The organism is Candidatus Pelagibacter sp. Uisw_113 (assembly GCF_047717815.1).
GTDB lineage: Bacteria > Pseudomonadota > Alphaproteobacteria > Pelagibacterales > Pelagibacteraceae > Pelagibacter.
Genome location: NZ_CP159809.1, coordinates 60,650 through 79,329 on the forward strand (window position 1 = coordinate 60,650; position 18,680 = coordinate 79,329).

Sequence of the window (18,680 nt, forward strand, 5' to 3'; positions counted from 1 at the left end):
TATAGTAATAAATTATTATTTATGAATATAAACGAATTAATTGAAATTGTTAAAAATAAACTTGGAGCAAAAATTGTTATACAGGATCTTAAAATTGAAGATAAAAGTTTTTTACATAAAAATCACAAAGGAAATCAAGAAGGAATGTTCCATTTAAAATTAATTATTAAATCTGAAGAGCTGAAAAAACTAAATAAAATAGAATCAACTAAGAAAGTCTATAGTGCTCTAGATATTGAGTTGAAAGAACACATACATTCCATTCAAATACTACTTAGTTAATTCCTTTTTCAAAAAGAGATTAATAGTTTTTTCATTAAACTGTAATTTGTAAACTGGAGAACCTATTTTTTTTAGCAAAACTAGACTAATTTTCTTTGTATTATTTTTTTTATCTTTTTTCATGAAAGATAAAATTGTATTTAAATTCTTTATTAAAAAGAATTTATTAATATCTCTTGGAAGATTTAGGTTATTTAAGTGATCATTAATTAATTCAAATTCTCTTTTATTCAAAATTTTATTTAATAAACTAAATTTTGCAGCAGTTTTAATACCAAGGATAACTGCCTCACCATGATTTAACCTTGCTGAATAACCCAGTGTTGCCTCAAAAGCATGGGCAAAGGTATGTCCGAAATTTAGTATTTTTCTTATACCCAATTCTTTTTCGTCAGCCTCAACTACTTTTTTTTTAATCAAGCAGCTTTGTTGTATAGCTTTTTGTATAAAGGGACTTTTTAATTCTAAAATTTTTTTCCCATTCTTATTTAAAAAATAAAAGAACTTTTTTCCATCAATAAGGGAGTGTTTTAAAATTTCTCCATATCCACACACAACTTCTCTTTTTGGTAAGGAGTTTAAAAAATTAATATCTGATACAACAAGACTGGGTTGGTAAAATGAGCCAATTAAGTTCTTACCATACTTGGTGTTTACACCCGTTTTGCCTCCAATAGCTGAGTCGACCTGCGAAAGTAGTGTTGTTGGTATATTAACAAACCTTAGGCCTCGCTTATACGTACTTGCTGCAAAGCCTGATACATCACCAGTAATACCTCCACCAATAGAAATTAAACAGTCATTTCTATTAAAATTTTTTTTTAAAAGAATTGATGTGATTTCATTAACGCTTTTTTGATTCTTATTTTTTTCACTTGCATTAAAATAATGAATTGTAGCTAATCCTTTTGGTAAAGATTTTAAGGTACTTTTTACCAAGTTTTTTGGAACATTTTTATCAATCACAAGAAGGCATTGATTAAAACTAATAGAACTTTCTTTCAATAATTTATTTATTTTGCTTAAGATATTGTTTCCAATAATTATTGAATATTTTTGACCGTTAGTACTAACTTTTAATTTAATTAAGCTCATATGTTTTTATTATTGCTTTAACTATTTCATTTTTTGTTAATTTATTACAGTTTATTTTAAAATCGGCTTTTGAGTATACTTTTTTTCTTTTATTAATAATGGCTTTAATTTCTTGCTCAGTTGACTTTGCGGCTAAGGGTCTTTTCTTGCTACCTTTAATTCTTTTAATTAAAACTAAATCATCCCAATTAAGCCAAAACGAAAAATGATTAGTTAAGACATCTTTTCTGATCTTGTCATTAATAAAACCACCACCACCTAAGGAAACAACAGCATTTTTGTGTTTTAAAGATTTAATTGTTATTTTTTCCTCTAAATTTCTAAAGTAGTCCTCTCCATTTACTTCAAATATTTCAGAGACTCTCATTTTAGCGTGCTCTTCGATTAAATTGTCTATATCAATGAATGGAATGTTTAATTTTTTTGAAACCATAGCTCCAATAGAAGATTTACCTGAACCCATCATACCTAAAAAAACGAGGTTTTTATTTGAATTCATAAGTTTTCTTTATTGAAAAAACACAAATATGTCTTAATTTGAAATTACTAAAGAATATATGCAATTTTCAAAAAATACAAGCAATGGGAGTGGCAAAAGTATATTGATCAAAATAGCATTGGTGCTAATTATTTTTATTGGAGCCATAATAATGCTTGGGAAAATTGAATTTCCATCTCCAAATAAAGATATTGAAAAAATCATACCTAATGAAAAACTTAAAATTGTTAAGTAAGAACTATTTTTTAGTAATATTATTTTCTTTATTTTTTGGTTTTGCATCCAATTCACAAGAGCCTGTGGATATCTGGGAAGTAGGTGAAAAAAAACCTGAAGAAAACACAACCTCAAACGAAGATGAAGCTGAAAAAAATATTCCACAGAATAGCATTTATGAAATGCAGTCTCAAAAAGAAGGAGAATTAAGTATAGAGGAAACACAAACTTTAATTTCAAAAAAAACAAAGTTAGTTGGAATTTATGATCCTGCGGAAAACGGTTTAGATATTAATATGTGGTCTAATTCTAATGGGGATCAAATTTTAAATATCTTTAAAAGAATAGATAAATTGGAACTTTCAAGAGATGCTGCTGAGATTATGGATATTTTATTATTAACAAATGCACATTATCCAGAAATGAATATTTCAAAAGAGCAGTTTTTAGAAATTAAATCAAAGTGGCTTATCAAACATTCAAACTTTGACTTAATTGAAAAATATTTATTAAATAATCAGATTATTAACGAGCATCCAAAACTTACCAAGCATTTAGTGGATCATTATCTATCTCAATCAGATGTTAAAAAAGCTTGTGAGATTTTTTCTAAAATTAAAGAACCAATACAAGACTTGTATTTATCTAAATACAATATTTACTGTTTAGTTAATAATAATAAAAGAGATGAAGCTCAATTGCTCATCGATCTTCAATCAGAATTAGGTATTACCGATAAGTTTTTTAACAAAAAAATTGATTATTTGATGGGGTATAATACGGAACCAGCAATAGAAGTTTCAGAAAAAACAATTTTAGATTTTCACTTATCTCACAGAACAAATCCAGAATTTAAATTTGAACCAAAAAATACTACATCCAGACAAATATGGAAATATTTATCAACTTCAAATCTATTAGATAATATCAGCGATATTGAGCTTACAGATATAGAGAAAATCACCAGTATTGAAAAAGCAACACATGAGGGAAATTATACAGAAAAAGAATTATTTGAACTTTATAAGAGATTTCAATTTAATATTAATCAATTATTAAATATTAAAGAATCAACTAAAGTGCTCTCAACAGTAGAGACAAGAGCATTAATTTACCAAGGAATTTTAATTACTACTAAAATTGAGAATAAATTACAACTAATGAATGCTCTTAAAAATTCTTTCAAGAGTGAGGGTATTGAGAATGCATTTAACATAGAATTAAAAGCTCTTTTAAAAGATATAGAAGAAGATAAAGTTCCTGCAAATTTTACAACATTTTATCTAAATAATTTAAATGATGAGGAGGAGGAACAAGCAAATATTAAAATAAATAATAAAATTTTACATCAGTCAAAATTGATAAATTATTTAAAATTAGAAAAATCTAAAAACGATCCTACAAAAGACATAAATGATTTCTTAAAAAAGATTAAAAAAAACAAAAAATATTTTTTTTCTAAAAAAGATGTAATTTTAGTTGAGACCTTTAAGTCTGACGGGATCAAGATTTTAGAGAAGTATAATAATTTATACCAAATAAATGATTCGGAGATACCATCTGATATTCAAATATTTATTAACAGTGGTGATATGGCTGCTGCATTGCTTAGAATTGTTGAGGTTATAGGGCAGGACAACTTAAAAAATATTGATGAAAATACGTTATACTTTATTATAAGCACCCTTAATCAGTTAAATGTGGATCCACTAAGAAATAGGATACTCTTTAAAGTTCTTCCTTTAAAAGTTTAAAATTTATACTAAAATAATCAGTCATTATGCCAGTTAAACCAATTTTAACAGAACCAAACAAGCTATTAAGACAGATTTCTAACCCAGTTGAAAGCGTTGGTGACGACGAAAGAAAACTTATGGATGATATGCTGGACACCATGTATGCAGCACCTGGAATAGGTCTTGCAGCAATTCAAATAGGTGTACCAAAAAGAATTATAGTGATGGATATAAGTAGAGATGAAGATAAAAAAGAACCAAGATATTTTGTTAATCCAGTAATTAAAAATAAAAATGATAAAACATCAAAATATGAAGAGGGCTGTTTATCTGTTCCAGACCAGTTTGCTGAAATAGAAAGACCAAATGAATGTGAAGTTGAATATTTAGATTACAATGGGAAAAAACAATTATTGAAAGCAGATGGATTATTGGCAACTTGCATTCAGCATGAAATAGATCATTTAGAAGGAGTTTTATTTATAGATTATTTATCTAAATTAAAAAAATCTATGATAATTAAAAAACTTTCTAAAATTAAGTCGAATAGAATAATAGTTTAAAATGACAAAAAAAATTGTCTTCATGGGTACACCATTATTTGCTGTGCCGATTCTAAAATCTTTGTATGAAAAGAATTATATAATATCTACTGTATACACACAACCACCAAAAAAATCTCAAAGAGGTCAAAAAATAAATAAGTCACTAATACAAACTACAGCTGAAGGGCATAATATTAATTGTAGAACACCAGATACATTAAAAGAAAATAAAGAAGAATATGAATATTTAAAACAACTAGATCTAGATTTAGTAATTGTTGTAGCTTACGGTCAAATAATACCCAAAGAATTTTTAAACCTTGCCAAAAAAGGTTTTATAAATGTTCACGCCTCTCTCCTACCGAAGTGGAGAGGTGCAGCACCTATTCAAAGATCTATTATGAACTTAGAAAAAGAAACAGGAATTAGTATTATGAGAATAGGAGAAAAACTTGATACTGGTCCAGTTTGCAATAGTTATAGAATAAAAATTAAAGATAATGATAATACAAAAATTATATCAACCAAACTTTCAATCTTAGCTTCAGAAAAAATTATAGAAAATATAGATAATATATTTGAAGATAAATTAACATTTAAAGAGCAAGATGACTCAAAAGCAACTTACGCCTCTAAAATTGAAAAATCAGAGGGTGAAATTCAGTGGAATGATAATGCAGAAAGCATTATTGGAAAAATAAATGGATTATATCCAAGTCCTGGAGCCTTTTTTATTTTTAAAGACGAAAGATACAAAATTTTAAAAGCAGAATTAGGTACTAAAAATGGTGAGATAGGTGAAGTAATGACTAGTGATTTAGAAATTAGCTGTGGAAATGAAAAATCTATAAAAGTTATTGAAATTCAAAGACAGGGAAAAAAGCCTCAAAATATTAATGAATTTGTTCTTGGTTCTCAAATAACAAAAGGCTCAAGATTAATAAATGTTTAGATATCAAGTTTTAATAGAATATATAGGAACTAGTTTTATTGGTTGGCAAATACAATCTATAGGAAAATCAATTCAAAAAGAAATACAAGTTAAGTTATCAAAATTTTTAAAAGAAAAAGTGGTCTTGATAGGGTCTGGGAGAACAGACGCAGGTGTCCATGCAATAGAGCAGTCAGCTCATTTTGACTGCAAAAAAGAAATTCAAAATTTAGACAAGTTATTAAAATCAATTAATCATTTTATAAATGATAAAGGTATATCTATTTTAGCAATTAAAAAAAGAAGTCTAAAATTTCATTCAAGATATTCTGCTAAACAAAGAATTTATAAATATATAATTTTTAATAGATTGAGTAAGCCCTCTCTAGAAAAAGAAAGAGGTTGGCACATAATTAAAAAATTAGATATTGAGTTAATGAAGAAAGGAGCAAAAAAACTTTTAGGTACTAAAGATTTTTCTACTTTTAGGGCATCAAGTTGTAATGCTAAAAGTCCAATTAAAACTATGAAATCTGTTAAGATTAAATCAAATGGTGGAAGAATCGAAATACAATTTAAATCTCAATCATTTTTACAACAACAAGTAAGATCAATGGTAGGTAGTTTAAAATACTTGGCTGAAAATAAATGGAATTTAAAAAAATTTGAATTTGTTGTTAAATCAAAAAAAAGAATTCTTTGTGCACCACCTGCACCTGCTGAAGGATTATTTTTAGAAAAAGTTATTTACTAGCTTTTTGTTGGCCGATACTAAATTTTTTATTAATTCTCCATCTAGACTCTGCTCGAACAATATAGCCACAACAATTTTTTGACTTACACTTGCACTTGAATTGTTTATAATCTTCATCGTAGCCAAAGCCATAATCAGCTGTTATCTCTTCACCTTTTTTAATATCTTTTATAGCAATCACCCATAATTTTAAACCTGTCCCATTATAATCACAGTTATTAGAGCAAGAGTGATTTATTAAACGTGCAGGGTTCCATGACACGTCTCCATCCATGTCGTACTTTTTATTTAAATTAAATAAATAGATGGGCTTTGCGTTATCAAATCTTTCAGTTGCTTCAGTTTGTTTCTTGGTGATAACTTTACCAACATAATCAACAATTCTAGTACCTTCTTTAATATTTTTTGCAGCATAAAGGCCACGTCCCTTTTTGTCGATGTTAGATTTTTGAATTTTATAAAGTTTCATTGTGAGTTCTTTAATGCGTATTGAGAAATTATCAATTAAATTCTAGTAAAGCTTTTACATGCATCTCAGTGCTTTCTTGAAGTGCTAATAGATCGTATCCACCTTCTAAAATTGATACTACTTTTCCATCACAATATTGTTTTGATAGCTCGAGTGTTCTTTTGGTAATACTATAAAAATCTTTTGACTCTAATTGAAGTTGTGCCAATGGATCGTCTTTATGAGCATCAAACCCTGCAGAAAGTAAGATAAATTCAGGTTTAAATTCTTTAATTTTCTTAAGTACAAATTCATAGGCATTTAAATATTCTTCGGAGGTTGTTCCTGCTGGCAAAGGAATATTTAATATATTGTTATGTTTTCCTTTTTCATCATTAGTGCCTGATCCTGGGTAATAAGGGTATTGATGAGTAGATATGTATAGAACTTTTTCATTATCGTAAAAAATATCTTGAGTACCATTTCCATGATGAACATCAAAATCAATAATTGCTACTTTTTTAAGTTTGTATTTGTTTATAAGATAATTGGCTCCAACAGCCACATTGTTATAGATGCAAAAACCCATAGCTTTATTTTTCTCTGCATGATGCCCTGGAGGCCTGACAGCACAAAATGCATTGTTAAAATTTTTATTTTGAACACCATCAATAGCTGTAATGATTGAACCTACTGCATCTAATGTGGCATCCTTGCTTCCTGGGGAGACAATCGTGTCTCCATCTAAAAAGGATAATCCTTTTTCAGGAAAAGATTTTTCTACGAAATTTATATAATCGGAATTGTGAGTTATTTCTAAAAGTGATCGGTTAAATTTTGAAGGTTTTTTCCAAACTAAATTTTTATTATCCAATTTTTTGAAATTATCAATAACTACTGTAACCCTATCAATTTTCTCTGGATGACCGTCGCCCGTATTGTGATTTTGATAAGTATCAGAGGTTATTAAACCAGTTTTCATTTAAGATAGATATTCTTGGTAAATAGTTTCTCGTTCTACTTTTGGCATTCCTTTGGTTCTTTCTACAAACTCATTACGTTGCTCTCTATTTTTAAAAACAAAAAAACAAACTGTATCTTTAGAGTGATAAATAGCTTTTAATTCATCAACAATATCATTCAGTTCTTTAGGAATATCTGTTTTAATGCAAATCATTAAAAGTAATTTTTAAGAATTTCAGAATATATCTTTGTTAACTTTTTTAAGTCTGAAATAGATACTGCCTCATCTACTTTGTGCATTGTTTTACCTACTAAACCAAATTCTAAACATGGAGCAATTTTTCTAATAAATCTTGCATCTGAAGTTCCACCTGTTGTAGACAATTGAGGTTTAATTTTTGTAATTTTCTTTATTACATCTTGAATCATGTAAGTTGTTTTATTGGGCTTAGTTAAAAAAGCTTCACCTGATACACGATATTCTACTTTAAAATTAGACTTATCCTTTTTAGTAATTTTTTTGAAAATTTTATTTAATCTATTCTTTAAGCTAGAAGATGTATGTTTATTATTAAATCTTATATTAAAGGTAGCTCTTGCAAGTCCTGGAATAACATTATCAGCTGTGTTATTTATATTAATTTTAGTTACTTCTAAATTTGTTGGCTGAAAGTCTTTTGTTCCTTTATCAAATTTTATTTCTTTTATTTCATTTAGTATTTTGATCAATGAAGTCGATGGGTTTTTAGCACGATGAGGATATGCAACATGACCTTGAGTTCCAATTATAGTTAATTCAGCATTGATACTTCCTCTTCTACCAATTTTAATCATTTCACCAAGTTTATCGGGGTTTGTTGGCTCACCAACTAAGCAAAAATCTATTTTTTCTTTTTTCTTTTTTAAGTAATCAACTACTTTTTTAGTACCATTAATTGCTACACCTTCTTCATCGCCAGTAATTAATAAACTAATCGATCCATTAATTTTCTTATTATTTGATACAAAGTTATTTACAGCAACAACCCAGCTTGCAATTGCACTTTTCATGTCATTAGCACCTCTACCGATAAGATGATTTTTTTTAATAGCTGGACTAAAAGGTTTAATTGTCCAATCTTTTATATTTCCTGGAGGAACCACATCCAAATGACCAGCAAACATAAAGTTTGGTTGAGTATTACCCAATCTTGCATATAGGTTTTTAACTGGTTTAGAGTTTTTACCTTTAAACTCTAAAATCTTACATTTAAATCCAATAGCAGTTAATCTTTTAGCTAAGAATTTCATTACCCCAGCATCAATTGGTGTAATGCTTGGAAATCTTATTAGCTCTTTAGCTAATGTGATTTCATTATAAGTTGGCATTTAGTCTCTTAATAAGTCGTTAATAGAAGTTTTAGATCTAGTTTTTTCATCAACTTGTTTAATAATTACAGCACAATATAAAGCAGGACCTTTACCATCTTTACTTGGAAGGCTGCCCGGTACTATTACTGAGTACGGTGGAATTTTTCCATAGATTACTTCACCAGTTTCCCGATAAACAATTTTTGTAGATTGACCAATAAATACACCCATAGATAATACAGATCCTTCTCCAACAATTACTCCTTCAACTATTTCTGAACGAGCTCCAATAAAGCAGTTGTCTTCAATGATAGTAGGGTTAGCTTGCATTGGCTCTAATACACCTCCAATTCCAGCACCACCTGATATGTGACAGTTCTTTCCTATTTGTGCACAAGATCCTACAGAAGCCCAAGTGTCCACCATAGTTCCTTCATCTACATAAGCTCCAATATTTACAAAGCAAGGCATTAGCACTGCATTTTTTCCAATAAAAGATCCTTTTCTAACTGGAGAATTTGGAACCATCCTAAAACCAGCTTTTATATGATCTTCCTTAGTCCAATCTGCTGTTTTACCTTTCAGTAAATGAGACTTGTCATACCAACTACTATATGGGCCACTTAATGAATCCATGTCATGAGTTCTAAAACTTAACATTATTGCTTTTTTAACCCACTGATTAACTACCCATTCATTACCATTTTTTTCAGCAACTCTTAGTTCACCTTTATCAACAAGTTCAATCGTTTGGTTGATAGCATCTAATATAGATTTATCAGATTGACCGTTGATGGAGTCTTTATTGTCCCAAGCTGTATTGATAATGTTTTCAAATTCTTTCATAGTTTTATTTTATCGTTAGTAGGTTAGTTTTATTGTGCTTTTAATATATTAATTTCTTGAAGAAAAGAAGGCAAGTTCTTAATCTTATAATCAATATATGGTTTATCTGCATCTTTTTTTGCAAATACTTCATCATTCTCAAGCCAGCAAGTTTTCATTCCTAAGTTCTTAGCTTGTTCTAAATTATGAGCAATATCTTCAATCAATATTGATTTTGTTGAATCAAGATCAAATTTTTCTACTATCTTTTTATAAGGTTCAATTTTTGGTTTTGGAATAAAATTAGCATCAACAATATCAAACGCTCCATCAAACAAATCATCTATACCTAGTTGTTTAGTTACATTTTCAACATGTGCATGAGAACCATTAGTAAAGATATATTTTTTTTCTTTAATCTTAATCAATTCTTCTCGTAGTAATTCATCTTTAGGAAGCCAGCTAATATCAATATCATGAACAAATTCTAAAAATTCATGTGGATCAATTTTATCGTGATTCATTAATCCTGATAATGTTGTTCCATACTCATAGAAGTATTCTTTTTGAATTTCTCTTGCTTTAATCAAATCCACGTTAAATTTCTTTGAAATAAAAGAAGACATCTTTTTATCAACTTCAGAGAAAACCTTTGTTTGTCCAGAATACAAAGTATTATCTAAGTCGAATAGCCAGTATTTAGTATCTATTAAATTTTTCATTCTCTAATTAAAGTTCCTGAACCTTTATCAGATAATAGTTCAAAAAGGAGTGAGTGATTTTTTCTTCCATCAATTATTACAACGGCCTTGACGCCATTACTTGCAACATCTAGACAATTCTTAATTTTAGGTATCATTCCACCAGAAATTACCTCTTGATCAATTAATTCAATAGCTTTTTTAGAATTAATTTCAGAGATTAGTTTTTTTTCACTATCTAATACGCCCTCAACATCACTAATAATCATTAACCTTCTAGCTTTTAGTTCTATTGCGATCGATCCTGCAGCAGTATCGGCATTTATATTAAAAGTCTGATTATCTTTATCTGAACCTAAAGGAGCAACTACAGGGACTTCGTTCACTTTTATTGTTTCAATTAATAGTTCTTTATTAATTTCAGTAGGTGTTCCTACAAATCCAAGGTCTTTATTTTCTTGTACGACAGTAATTATGTTATTTTCTTTTGAAGTAATTCTTTTTGCTTTGCAGGCTAACTCATTTAAAGCTTCAACAATCTCTTTATTAAATTCGATTAATGTATCCTCAACTATGTTGATGGTATCTTTATCGGTAACTCTTAGTCCATTAATAAAATTACTTTTAATATTAACTTCAGAAAGTTTACTGTTAATTCTTTTTCCACCTCCATGAACAATTATAGGATTAAAACCAAGCCTGTTTAAAACGACCACATCTTCAATAAAAATTTTAAATAATTTTGGATCAACTAAGACACTGCCACCACATTTAATGATAATAAATTCATCATTATATTTTTCTAAGTATTTTTTTACTTGTTCAACTGTTGGGCCGTCTTTAGGTAGGATGTTTATTAATTCTTCTTCTTTTAACGATGACATTTATGTTGTTTTGATAGTCATTTTTCTTTGAACAATATATTGTTGAATCATTGTGAAGATGTTGTTGAAGCTCCAGTAGATAACAAGACCTGCAGGAAATGGTGCAAGAATTACAGTTAAAAATACTGGAAAGAACATAAATATTTTAGCCTGTATAGGATCTGGCGGAGTAGGATTAAGCTTTTGTTGTATAAACATCGTGATACCCATAATGATTGGCCATGCACCTATTAACAAGAAAGAAGGCGGATCCCAAGGGAGTAAACCAAAAACATTAAATAAAGATGTTGGATCTCTATCGCTTAAGTCATGTATCCATCCATAAAATGGCATATGTCTCATTTCAATGGTTACAAATAATACTTTATATAGCGCAAAGAAAACTGGAATTTGAACCAGGATAGGTAGACAACCACTCATAGGATTAACTTTTTCTTTTTTATAAAGAGCCATCATCGCTTGTTGCAATTTCATTTTGTCATCCTTGTGTAACTCTTTCAGACGAGCCATTTCAGGCGCCAATAACTTCATTTTTCCCATGGACTTAAAACTAAAGTTGGCAAGAGGAAAAAAAGCCAATCTGATACAAATAGTGACAGCAATAATTGCTAAACCGTAATTACCAAGTAATTTAAAGAAGTAATCCAATACAAAGAATAAAGGTTTTGTGATGAAATACATAAAGCCCCAATCAATCGCTAGATCAAATTTATTTATATTTAAATTTTCAGCATAACCATCAATGACATTTACTCTTTTAGCGGCAACTATAATCTGAATTTTTTCTTCAACTGAACTGTTTGCTTTAACTTCAATACCTTTAGTTGATATGTAGTTCGCTCTGAATTTATTTTTATAGTCAAAAGTTGTTTTAAACTCTTTACCTTTAGGTGGTATAACTGATGTAACCCAAAATTTATCTGAAATAGCAACAAATCCTTCTTGTGCAATTTGAGTAAACTTCTTTTCCTGAATATCGTCGTAATCCTCTTCAATTAATTGATCATCAAGCACAGATAAAAACCCTTCATGCAAAATATAAAAGCCAGATATTTCTGGTAATTTATTTCTAATTATTTGTCCGTATGAGTAAAAATTATAAGATTTATCTGATCTGTTAATTATTTTTTCTTTTACAGTAAACAAAAATTGATCATCTAAACTTATATGTTTCTCAAATGTAATACCTTGAGAGTTACTCCATGTTAGTTTTACAGGATTATTATTAGTTAATTTTTTATTCCCAGAAACCTCCCAGATTGTAGAAGCATCAGGTATATCTATATTTTTATTAGTACTTACAAAGCCACTTTCAATTAAATAACCATCTTCAACATTTCTTGGGCTTAATAAGGTTATTTTATCACTTCCATTAAGTTCAACATTATATTCTTTGAAAGTTAAATCGTCTATCGCTGCACCTTTTAAAGAAATTGACCCAACAACACTTCCATTTTCAAATTGAATTCTATCATTTTCTTTTAAAGCATCTGTTCTTGAAAGCTTTGCAAAGTTTTCATTTTTATCCAAGCTAGGAGTGTCTTCATTATTTTCAATTTTATTTTGTTCAGCTAGATTTTTTTTAATAGTTGCAGGATCAGGCTGAAAAAAAAGAGAGTATAAAATAATAACAGCTGCTGATAAGGATATTGCTGCGATTACGTTTCTAGTATCCATTATTTCTTAGCCTTTAATTCTTTGTTTACTGGATCAAATCCTTCACCACCACCCAATATCTTAATAGGATGACATGAAAATATTCTTTTAGTGCTCTTTGAGATCCCTTTAATGAGCCCATATGTTCTTAAACATTCAATTGTATATTCCGAGCAAGTTGGAAGATATCTACACGAAGGAGTTAAGTAGGGGCTAATAACCATTTTATAAAATTTGATCAGGCCAATTAAAATGTTTGATATAATATTCATTACTTAATCTTTTCTATGTCTTGGAATAAAGTATCTTTTATTATCGCATATTCATTGTTTAGCATAGTCATTTTCGCAATCACAAGGTAAGAATAATTAAAGTTTATTGACAATTTTTTTATCGCTTCGTTCATTATATTTCTTAATCTTCTTTTAACTTTATTTCTCTTTACGGCACCACGGATTAGTTTTTTTTTAGCTACAAAGCTAATATTTAGTTTTTTATTATCTTTATCTGCAAGAGGACCAAAAAAAAGAGTGATATATTTATTTGAGATTTTTTTCTTCTTAAGTAAATTTTTGAAATCTTCGTTTTTAGAAAGAGCAACAATTCTGCTTTTCATTTAGTTTGGTTTATTTACCTTGAGGCTTTTTTTGGGTGGATGACACTGTAAGGTTTTTACGTCCCTTATCACGTCTTCTCTTAATAAGTTTTTTCCCACCTTTAGTTGCCATCTTTGATCTGAAGCCATGCTTCTTAAGACGTTTTCCAACTTTGGGTTGATATGTTCTTTTCATAGGATTTATTTAAGTTTTTTTAAATTTCGCCCTTTATAGTAATTATATGTATAAATAGCAAATAGAAGATTTTATAATACGACCAATAAATTATGGAAAAATCAAAAAAAGTTAAGATAACTTTAGGTTTATTTTATCTTCTAGTTGTTTTATCATTTTTATACTTTTTTTTATCAAAATTCACCCTCGAAGAATTAACTAGCTATGAATTTATTAAAAATAATAGAGATTATTTTTTTGGATTAAAGCAAACTAATTTATTTTTAATTTCTCTAATATTTTTAATAGCCACAATTGTCTGGGTTGTTATGGCTGGATTTGGTTTACCGGTTGCACTCTTAGCGGGGTTTATTTTTGGTAAGTGGCTTGGAACTTTTATTCTAATAATTGGAATGACTATTGGAGCAACAATTTTATACATCATTGGAAATTATTTTTTTAAAGAAATTATTAAAGAAAAGTTTTTAAATAAATTTAAAAATTTAGAAGCTAAATTTAAAAAATCAGAATTTATTTACCTTTTAGTTTACAGGTTTATCGGAGGCATTCCTTTTGCATTATCAAATGTATTGCCCTGTATTTTTAATGTCAGAGTAAGTAATTTTTTTTGGGCAACATTAATAGGATTAACTCCACCACTATTTTTAGTTGTTTCAATTGGAAGTGGACTTGAAAAAATTATAGAGCAAAATTTAGAAGCTCCTAGAATCATCGATTTGATATATTCACCAGATATCTACATCCCAATGATTGCTTTTGGAGCTTTATTAATAGTTGCAATTGTTGCTAGAAAAATATTTTATAAAAAATAATCTGGTGCCCCCACCAAGAATCGAACTTGAAATTTATCCTTACCATGGACATGTTATGCCATTTAACTATAGGGGCTAATTTGTTATTTTATTCAAGTATTTCTATAATAAATCATTTTTTCAAAAAATTGCCTTAATTTTTTTCATATAATGATTTATACCTACGGAGGAAATTTTATGGGCATTCATTACGATTATAAATCTACTAAAGGCAATAAGCTTATGGAGAAGCAAGCTAAGAGAGAAAAAAAGCTTGCTGAAAAAAAAGCAAAACGTGAAGCTAAAGAGGGACCAAAAGTTCAAGAAGAACCAGAGAAAACTTTAGATGCATCAAAGCCTATCACTTTAGATTTTTTAACTAATCCAGATAAATAATGAATGATAAAGAAAAAAATGAAAAGTTAAGTCTGGCTCTTAAAAAGAATTTAAAAAAAAGAAAAATTTTTCAAAAAAAAAATAAGAAGAAAAGTAAATAATGTCAGTACTTTCCGATAAATCTATAAGGAAGTTAGCAGTTGAGGAATCAATGATTTCTCCTTTTATAGATAAGCAAGTAAGAGATGGTAAAATTTCTTATGGACTTAGTTCATTTGGCTATGATGCAAGAGTAGGAGATGAATTTAAGATATTTCATAATGTTAATTCTTCTATTGTTGACCCTAAGGAGTTTAGTTCAGATAATTTTGTGACTAAAAAAAGCTCTGAATATATTATTATTCCTCCTAATTCCTTCGCCCTTGGGACTACTATCGAGGTCTTTAAAATACCAAGAGATATTATGTGTATCGTTGTTGGTAAGAGTACATATGCAAGAACAGGGATTATAGTGAACGTAACTCCAATCGAATCTGAATTCTTTGGAACAGTTACTCTTGAGTTTTCTAATACCACACCACTACCAGCAAAAATTTATGCAAATGAAGGTGTTGCTCAATTTTTATTTCTAAAAGGAGATCAGCCTCCTGAAACTTCATACGCTGACCGTAAAGGAAAATACATGGGTCAAACTGGAGTAACTTTACCAAAAGTATAATCATGAAAAAATTGGAAGTCTTTGGAGCAGCAAAGCTCAAGGGACACATTAGAATTTCAGGATCTAAGAATGCATCTCTTCCTATTCTAGCTGCAACATTACTATCAAATAAAAAAATATCTTTAGCAAACCTTCCAAGAGTAAAAGATATAGAAACAATGATACTTTTATTAAAGTCATTAGGTTCAGTTATTGATGATAATAAAAAAGAATTAATTATCAAAAATACTAGGCAAACAAAAACTTTTGCAGCTTATAGTTTGGTTAAAACTATGAGGGCAGGAATATTAGTTTTAGGACCATTGCTTGCTAAATTTGGTAAAGCAAAAGTTTCATTACCTGGCGGTTGTGCGATAGGAACAAGACCTGTCGATATTCATTTGCAAGCTCTATCAAAACTTGGAGTTAAATATAAAATTATTCAGGGATATGTTCACGCTAATGCACCCAAAGGGTTAATAGGAGCGAATATAAAATTTCCTAAAGTTTCAGTTGGTGCTACAGAAAATTTAATTATAGCCTCATGTTTAGCTAAAGGAAAAACAACCTTATCAAATTGTGCTATTGAACCTGAGATTAAAGATTTAGTTAATTTTTTAATTAATATGGGCTGTAATATTAAGTGGACTGCAAAGAGAACGGTTAGGATTGAAGGAGTGAATAACCTTAAAGAATTAAATTATTCAGTAATGTCAGATAGAATAGAGGCTGGAACTTATTTAATAGCCGCAGCATTAACGGAGGGAAATTTGAAGATTACTGGAATTGATCCCAAGATAATAAGTACAGAAATTAATATCTTAAAAAAAGTAGGATCAAAAATTATTTTAAGAAAAAATGAAATCCTTATTCAAGGAAGTAAAAAGATTAAAAGCATAAATATTAAAACGTCCCCTTATCCAGGGTTTCCAACAGATTTACAGGCACAAATGATGGTATTATTGTGTAAAGCTAATAAAAAATCTCATATTAAAGAAGAAATATTTGAAAATAGATTTATGCATGTTGCGGAGTTAAATAGAATGGGAGCTAAGATTTCCATAAATGGAAATAAAGCAACCATAGAAGGAAATATTAAATTTGAAGCAGCAGAATTAATGGCCACAGATTTAAGAGCTTCTGTATCTTTAATTCTTGCAGCACTTGCAGCTAAAGGAAAATCGGTAATTAATAGGATATATCATCTTGATAGAGGTTATGAAGATATAGAGAAGAAATTAAAAAAAGTAGGGGCTAAAATTAAGAGAATTAACTAATGAATAAAAAATATTTATCAAAAATTATAGCTACAGACAATGAGGGACTACAAGTGATCTCAGCATGTTGCTCTGGAGCTGAAGTTAAAGTTGATGAAATTAAATATCTTCAGTCAAACAAGGTTTTTTTATTATCATTAAATAGATCTAAAGTAGAAACAGATGAGAAAGATAAAAAAGTTACCAGTATTTGCAAATTCGAATTTGTAGATAAAGTTAAATCTAAAAACATTAAACAAAACGACCCTGAGGAAAAATTAGAGTTAATTGGTATGGATTATTTAAAGAATAATGACAACTATGAGATAAACTTAATGTTTACAAACAACGCATACATTACATTATCAACAGAAATAATTGAAGTAACCTTAGACGACCAAAACAAAGCTGATTAATGATTAAGATATTAGATAGTAAAAATAAAAACTTTGATAAAACTTTAGATGCATTACTGTCTAAACGAAAAAATAAAGTTCAACTTAATTCAGTTTCAGTTATCAAAATTATTAAAGATGTTAAGAAAAATGGTGATAAAGCCATCTTAAAGTATGAAAAGAGATTTAATAAAAATAGCGTTATTGCCCCAAGTATAAAACAAATAAATAGAACTATTCAATCTTTAGATCTAAAGGTTAAAAAAGCAATCGATCTTGCTTATGATAGAATTTATAAATTCCACTCGTTACAAAAATTCAAAAATATTTCTTATACGGATAAACTAAAAAATAAATTAGAGTATAAATACGTACCTATTGAATCAGTTGCAATTTATGTACCTGGTTCAACAGCCTCATACCCTTCTAGCGTTTTAATGAATGCAATACCTGCAATTGTTGCCGGGGTGAAAAGACTAGTCATGGTTAATCCAGGTCAAAAAGGTAAACAAAATCCAGCTGTATTATATGCTGCAAAGAAATGTAAAATTAAAGAGATTTATTCAATTGGAGGACCATCTGCCATTGCAGCTGTAGCATATGGCACTAAGAAAATTAAAAAAGTTGATAAAATTGTAGGCCCTGGAAATTCGTACGTAGCTGCAGCAAAAAAAGAAGTTTTTGGAGACGTTGGAATTGAAGGAATGATTGCAGGCCCTTCTGAGGTAACAATTGTTTGTGATAAATTTTCAAACCCTGAATGGATAGCAAGTGATCTAATAGGTCAAGCAGAACACGATAATCTTGCTCAATGTATTTTAATTTCAAAAGACAAATCAATTATTAAAAAAGTTAATGATGAAATTATTAATCAATTAAAAGAAATACCTAGAGCCGCAATTGCAAAAAATAGTCTACTTAATAATGGAATTATAATTCATATGAAGTCTGATCAGAAAATTATTAATACAGTAAATAAAATTGCCCCTGAGCACTTAGAACTTAATACTAAGAATTATAAAAAAGTAGTGGGGAAGATTAAAAATGCAGGATCTATCTGTTTAGGAAAATATGCTGTAATGGCAATGACTGACTATAATGTTGGCTCTAACCATGTATTGCCAACCAATTCTTCAGCAAGATATTCAAGTGGAGTTAGTGTTAATGAATTTTATAAAAGAATTTCATATATAAACCTATCAAAAAAAGGGATTGAAACCCTTGGTCCATCAGTTATAACACTTGCAAACTACGAGGGTTTAGCGGGACACGCTAAGTCGGTAGAAAAAAGAATTAGGAGAAAATAAATTTGTCAAAACAAGAAATGCTGTCGTTCTCAGGAATTGTTGAGGATTTATTACCGAATGCAATGTTCAGAGTTAAATTAGAAAACGGCCATATTGTTACAGCTCATGCTGCAGGCAAATTACGTAAGAATAGAATTAGAGTACTTCAAGGTGATAAGGTTCAAGTCGAAATGACACCTTACGATTTGACCAAAGGTCGTATCACTTTTAGAGGTTAATATG

At 29.0% G+C, this 18,680-nt stretch carries 26 protein-coding genes and 1 tRNA gene; 13 read left to right on the forward strand and 14 right to left on the reverse strand.

The window, feature by feature from the left end:
- Window positions 1-21 precede the first annotated feature (21 nt).
- On the forward strand, window positions 22-282 hold the full coding sequence (locus ABXT39_RS00260) for a BolA/IbaG family iron-sulfur metabolism protein (RefSeq protein WP_415295132.1): 261 nt from the start codon (window positions 22-24) through the stop codon (window positions 280-282).
- Here the strand turns inward: ABXT39_RS00260 and aroB are convergent.
- Window positions 271-1,377: a 3-dehydroquinate synthase gene (aroB, locus tag ABXT39_RS00265; RefSeq protein ID WP_415295134.1), complete on the reverse strand. Its 1,107-nt coding sequence runs from the start codon at window positions 1,375-1,377 to the stop codon at window positions 271-273. The two genes, ABXT39_RS00260 and aroB, sit on opposite strands and share 12 nt — an antisense overlap.
- Complete coding sequence (locus ABXT39_RS00270) at window positions 1,364-1,876, reverse strand: shikimate kinase (protein ID WP_415295136.1); 513 nt, start codon at window positions 1,874-1,876, stop codon at window positions 1,364-1,366. Before ABXT39_RS00270 ends, aroB begins: the two co-directional genes overlap by 14 nt.
- A gap of 58 nt (window positions 1,877-1,934) precedes the next feature.
- Between ABXT39_RS00270 and ABXT39_RS00275 the strand changes: the two genes are divergently transcribed.
- Genes ABXT39_RS00275 through truA form a run of 5 tightly spaced genes read left to right on the forward strand, consistent with a single transcriptional unit; the run spans window position 1,935 to window position 6,058 of the window.
- Window positions 1,935-2,111 (forward strand): hypothetical protein, encoded by a 177-nt coding sequence (locus ABXT39_RS00275; protein WP_415295138.1) that lies wholly within the window; start codon window positions 1,935-1,937, stop codon window positions 2,109-2,111.
- Entirely contained in the window at window positions 2,086-3,846 is a 1,761-nt protein-coding gene (locus tag ABXT39_RS00280; protein ID WP_415295139.1) for a hypothetical protein, read from the forward strand. The genes ABXT39_RS00275 and ABXT39_RS00280 overlap by 26 nt, the downstream gene beginning before the upstream one ends.
- A 26-nt stretch (window positions 3,847-3,872) precedes the next feature.
- Complete coding sequence (def, locus tag ABXT39_RS00285) at window positions 3,873-4,391, forward strand: peptide deformylase (protein WP_415295140.1); 519 nt, start codon at window positions 3,873-3,875, stop codon at window positions 4,389-4,391.
- A gap of 1 nt (window position 4,392) precedes the next feature.
- On the forward strand, window positions 4,393-5,325 hold the full coding sequence (gene fmt, locus ABXT39_RS00290; protein ID WP_415295141.1) for a methionyl-tRNA formyltransferase: 933 nt from the start codon (window positions 4,393-4,395) through the stop codon (window positions 5,323-5,325).
- Window positions 5,318-6,058: a tRNA pseudouridine(38-40) synthase TruA gene (gene truA / locus ABXT39_RS00295; RefSeq protein ID WP_415295142.1), complete on the forward strand. Its 741-nt coding sequence runs from the start codon at window positions 5,318-5,320 to the stop codon at window positions 6,056-6,058. Before fmt ends, truA begins: the two co-directional genes overlap by 8 nt.
- Here truA and ABXT39_RS00300 read toward each other — a convergent pair.
- From ABXT39_RS00300 to rpmH, 11 genes are read right to left on the reverse strand one after another with little or no spacing between them, the layout of a single operon-like run.
- The gene (locus ABXT39_RS00300; protein ID WP_415295144.1) at window positions 6,048-6,527 is read right to left on the reverse strand and encodes an SET domain-containing protein; all 480 of its coding nucleotides are present in this window, start codon (window positions 6,525-6,527) and stop codon (window positions 6,048-6,050) included. The genes truA and ABXT39_RS00300 overlap by 11 nt on opposite strands.
- A gap of 31 nt (window positions 6,528-6,558) precedes the next feature.
- The gene (locus ABXT39_RS00305; protein WP_415295146.1) at window positions 6,559-7,488 is read right to left on the reverse strand and encodes a histone deacetylase family protein; all 930 of its coding nucleotides are present in this window, start codon (window positions 7,486-7,488) and stop codon (window positions 6,559-6,561) included.
- On the reverse strand, window positions 7,489-7,683 hold the full coding sequence (locus tag ABXT39_RS00310; RefSeq protein ID WP_415295147.1) for a hypothetical protein: 195 nt from the start codon (window positions 7,681-7,683) through the stop codon (window positions 7,489-7,491). It abuts the gene before it with no gap.
- The gene (dapE, locus tag ABXT39_RS00315; protein WP_415295149.1) at window positions 7,683-8,837 is read right to left on the reverse strand and encodes a succinyl-diaminopimelate desuccinylase; all 1,155 of its coding nucleotides are present in this window, start codon (window positions 8,835-8,837) and stop codon (window positions 7,683-7,685) included. The genes ABXT39_RS00310 and dapE overlap by 1 nt, the downstream gene beginning before the upstream one ends.
- A complete protein-coding gene (gene dapD, locus ABXT39_RS00320) occupies window positions 8,838-9,665 on the reverse strand; it encodes a 2,3,4,5-tetrahydropyridine-2,6-dicarboxylate N-succinyltransferase (RefSeq protein WP_415278365.1) in 828 nt (275 codons plus the stop codon). It lies immediately after the preceding gene.
- Window positions 9,666-9,694: 29 nt separating this feature from the next.
- The gene (locus tag ABXT39_RS00325; protein ID WP_415295151.1) at window positions 9,695-10,366 is read right to left on the reverse strand and encodes a pyrimidine 5'-nucleotidase; all 672 of its coding nucleotides are present in this window, start codon (window positions 10,364-10,366) and stop codon (window positions 9,695-9,697) included.
- Window positions 10,363-11,229 (reverse strand): acetylglutamate kinase, encoded by an 867-nt coding sequence (argB, locus tag ABXT39_RS00330; RefSeq protein WP_415295152.1) that lies wholly within the window; start codon window positions 11,227-11,229, stop codon window positions 10,363-10,365. The genes ABXT39_RS00325 and argB overlap by 4 nt, the downstream gene beginning before the upstream one ends.
- Window positions 11,230-12,906, reverse strand: a complete 1,677-nt coding sequence (gene yidC / locus ABXT39_RS00335; RefSeq protein ID WP_415295154.1) for a membrane protein insertase YidC — start codon at window positions 12,904-12,906, stop codon at window positions 11,230-11,232.
- A complete protein-coding gene (gene yidD / locus ABXT39_RS00340; protein WP_415295155.1) occupies window positions 12,906-13,157 on the reverse strand; it encodes a membrane protein insertion efficiency factor YidD in 252 nt (83 codons plus the stop codon). Before yidD ends, yidC begins: the two co-directional genes overlap by 1 nt.
- A complete protein-coding gene (gene rnpA, locus ABXT39_RS00345) occupies window positions 13,157-13,501 on the reverse strand; it encodes a ribonuclease P protein component (protein WP_415295156.1) in 345 nt (114 codons plus the stop codon). Before rnpA ends, yidD begins: the two co-directional genes overlap by 1 nt.
- A 10-nt stretch (window positions 13,502-13,511) precedes the next feature.
- Window positions 13,512-13,676, reverse strand: coding sequence for a 50S ribosomal protein L34 (gene rpmH, locus ABXT39_RS00350; protein WP_006997435.1), 165 nt, complete (start codon window positions 13,674-13,676; stop codon window positions 13,512-13,514).
- A 92-nt stretch (window positions 13,677-13,768) separates the two neighbouring features.
- Between rpmH and ABXT39_RS00355 the strand changes: the two genes are divergently transcribed.
- Complete coding sequence (locus tag ABXT39_RS00355; protein ID WP_415295157.1) at window positions 13,769-14,488, forward strand: TVP38/TMEM64 family protein; 720 nt, start codon at window positions 13,769-13,771, stop codon at window positions 14,486-14,488.
- 2 nt (window positions 14,489-14,490) lie between these two features.
- On the opposite strand, the gene ABXT39_RS00360 is transcribed toward ABXT39_RS00355, so the two are convergent.
- A tRNA-Thr gene (locus ABXT39_RS00360) sits at window positions 14,491-14,564 on the reverse strand.
- Window positions 14,565-14,665: 101 nt separating this feature from the next.
- Between ABXT39_RS00360 and ABXT39_RS00365 the strand changes: the two genes are divergently transcribed.
- The 6 genes from ABXT39_RS00365 (at window position 14,666) to infA (ending at window position 18,676) form a co-directional block, all read left to right on the forward strand.
- Entirely contained in the window at window positions 14,666-14,863 is a 198-nt protein-coding gene (locus tag ABXT39_RS00365) for a hypothetical protein (RefSeq protein WP_006997433.1), read from the forward strand.
- A gap of 100 nt (window positions 14,864-14,963) precedes the next feature.
- Entirely contained in the window at window positions 14,964-15,521 is a 558-nt protein-coding gene (gene dcd, locus ABXT39_RS00370) for a dCTP deaminase (RefSeq protein ID WP_415295158.1), read from the forward strand.
- Window positions 15,522-15,523: 2 nt separating this feature from the next.
- Window positions 15,524-16,777: a UDP-N-acetylglucosamine 1-carboxyvinyltransferase gene (murA, locus tag ABXT39_RS00375; protein ID WP_415295160.1), complete on the forward strand. Its 1,254-nt coding sequence runs from the start codon at window positions 15,524-15,526 to the stop codon at window positions 16,775-16,777.
- Window positions 16,777-17,172, forward strand: a complete 396-nt coding sequence (locus ABXT39_RS00380) for a DUF2948 family protein (RefSeq protein ID WP_415284794.1) — start codon at window positions 16,777-16,779, stop codon at window positions 17,170-17,172. The genes murA and ABXT39_RS00380 overlap by 1 nt, the downstream gene beginning before the upstream one ends.
- Entirely contained in the window at window positions 17,172-18,458 is a 1,287-nt protein-coding gene (hisD, locus tag ABXT39_RS00385) for a histidinol dehydrogenase (RefSeq protein ID WP_415295162.1), read from the forward strand. The genes ABXT39_RS00380 and hisD overlap by 1 nt, the downstream gene beginning before the upstream one ends.
- 2 nt (window positions 18,459-18,460) lie before the next feature.
- A complete protein-coding gene (gene infA / locus ABXT39_RS00390) occupies window positions 18,461-18,676 on the forward strand; it encodes a translation initiation factor IF-1 (RefSeq protein WP_006997427.1) in 216 nt (71 codons plus the stop codon).
- Window positions 18,677-18,680: the final 4 nt, after the last annotated feature.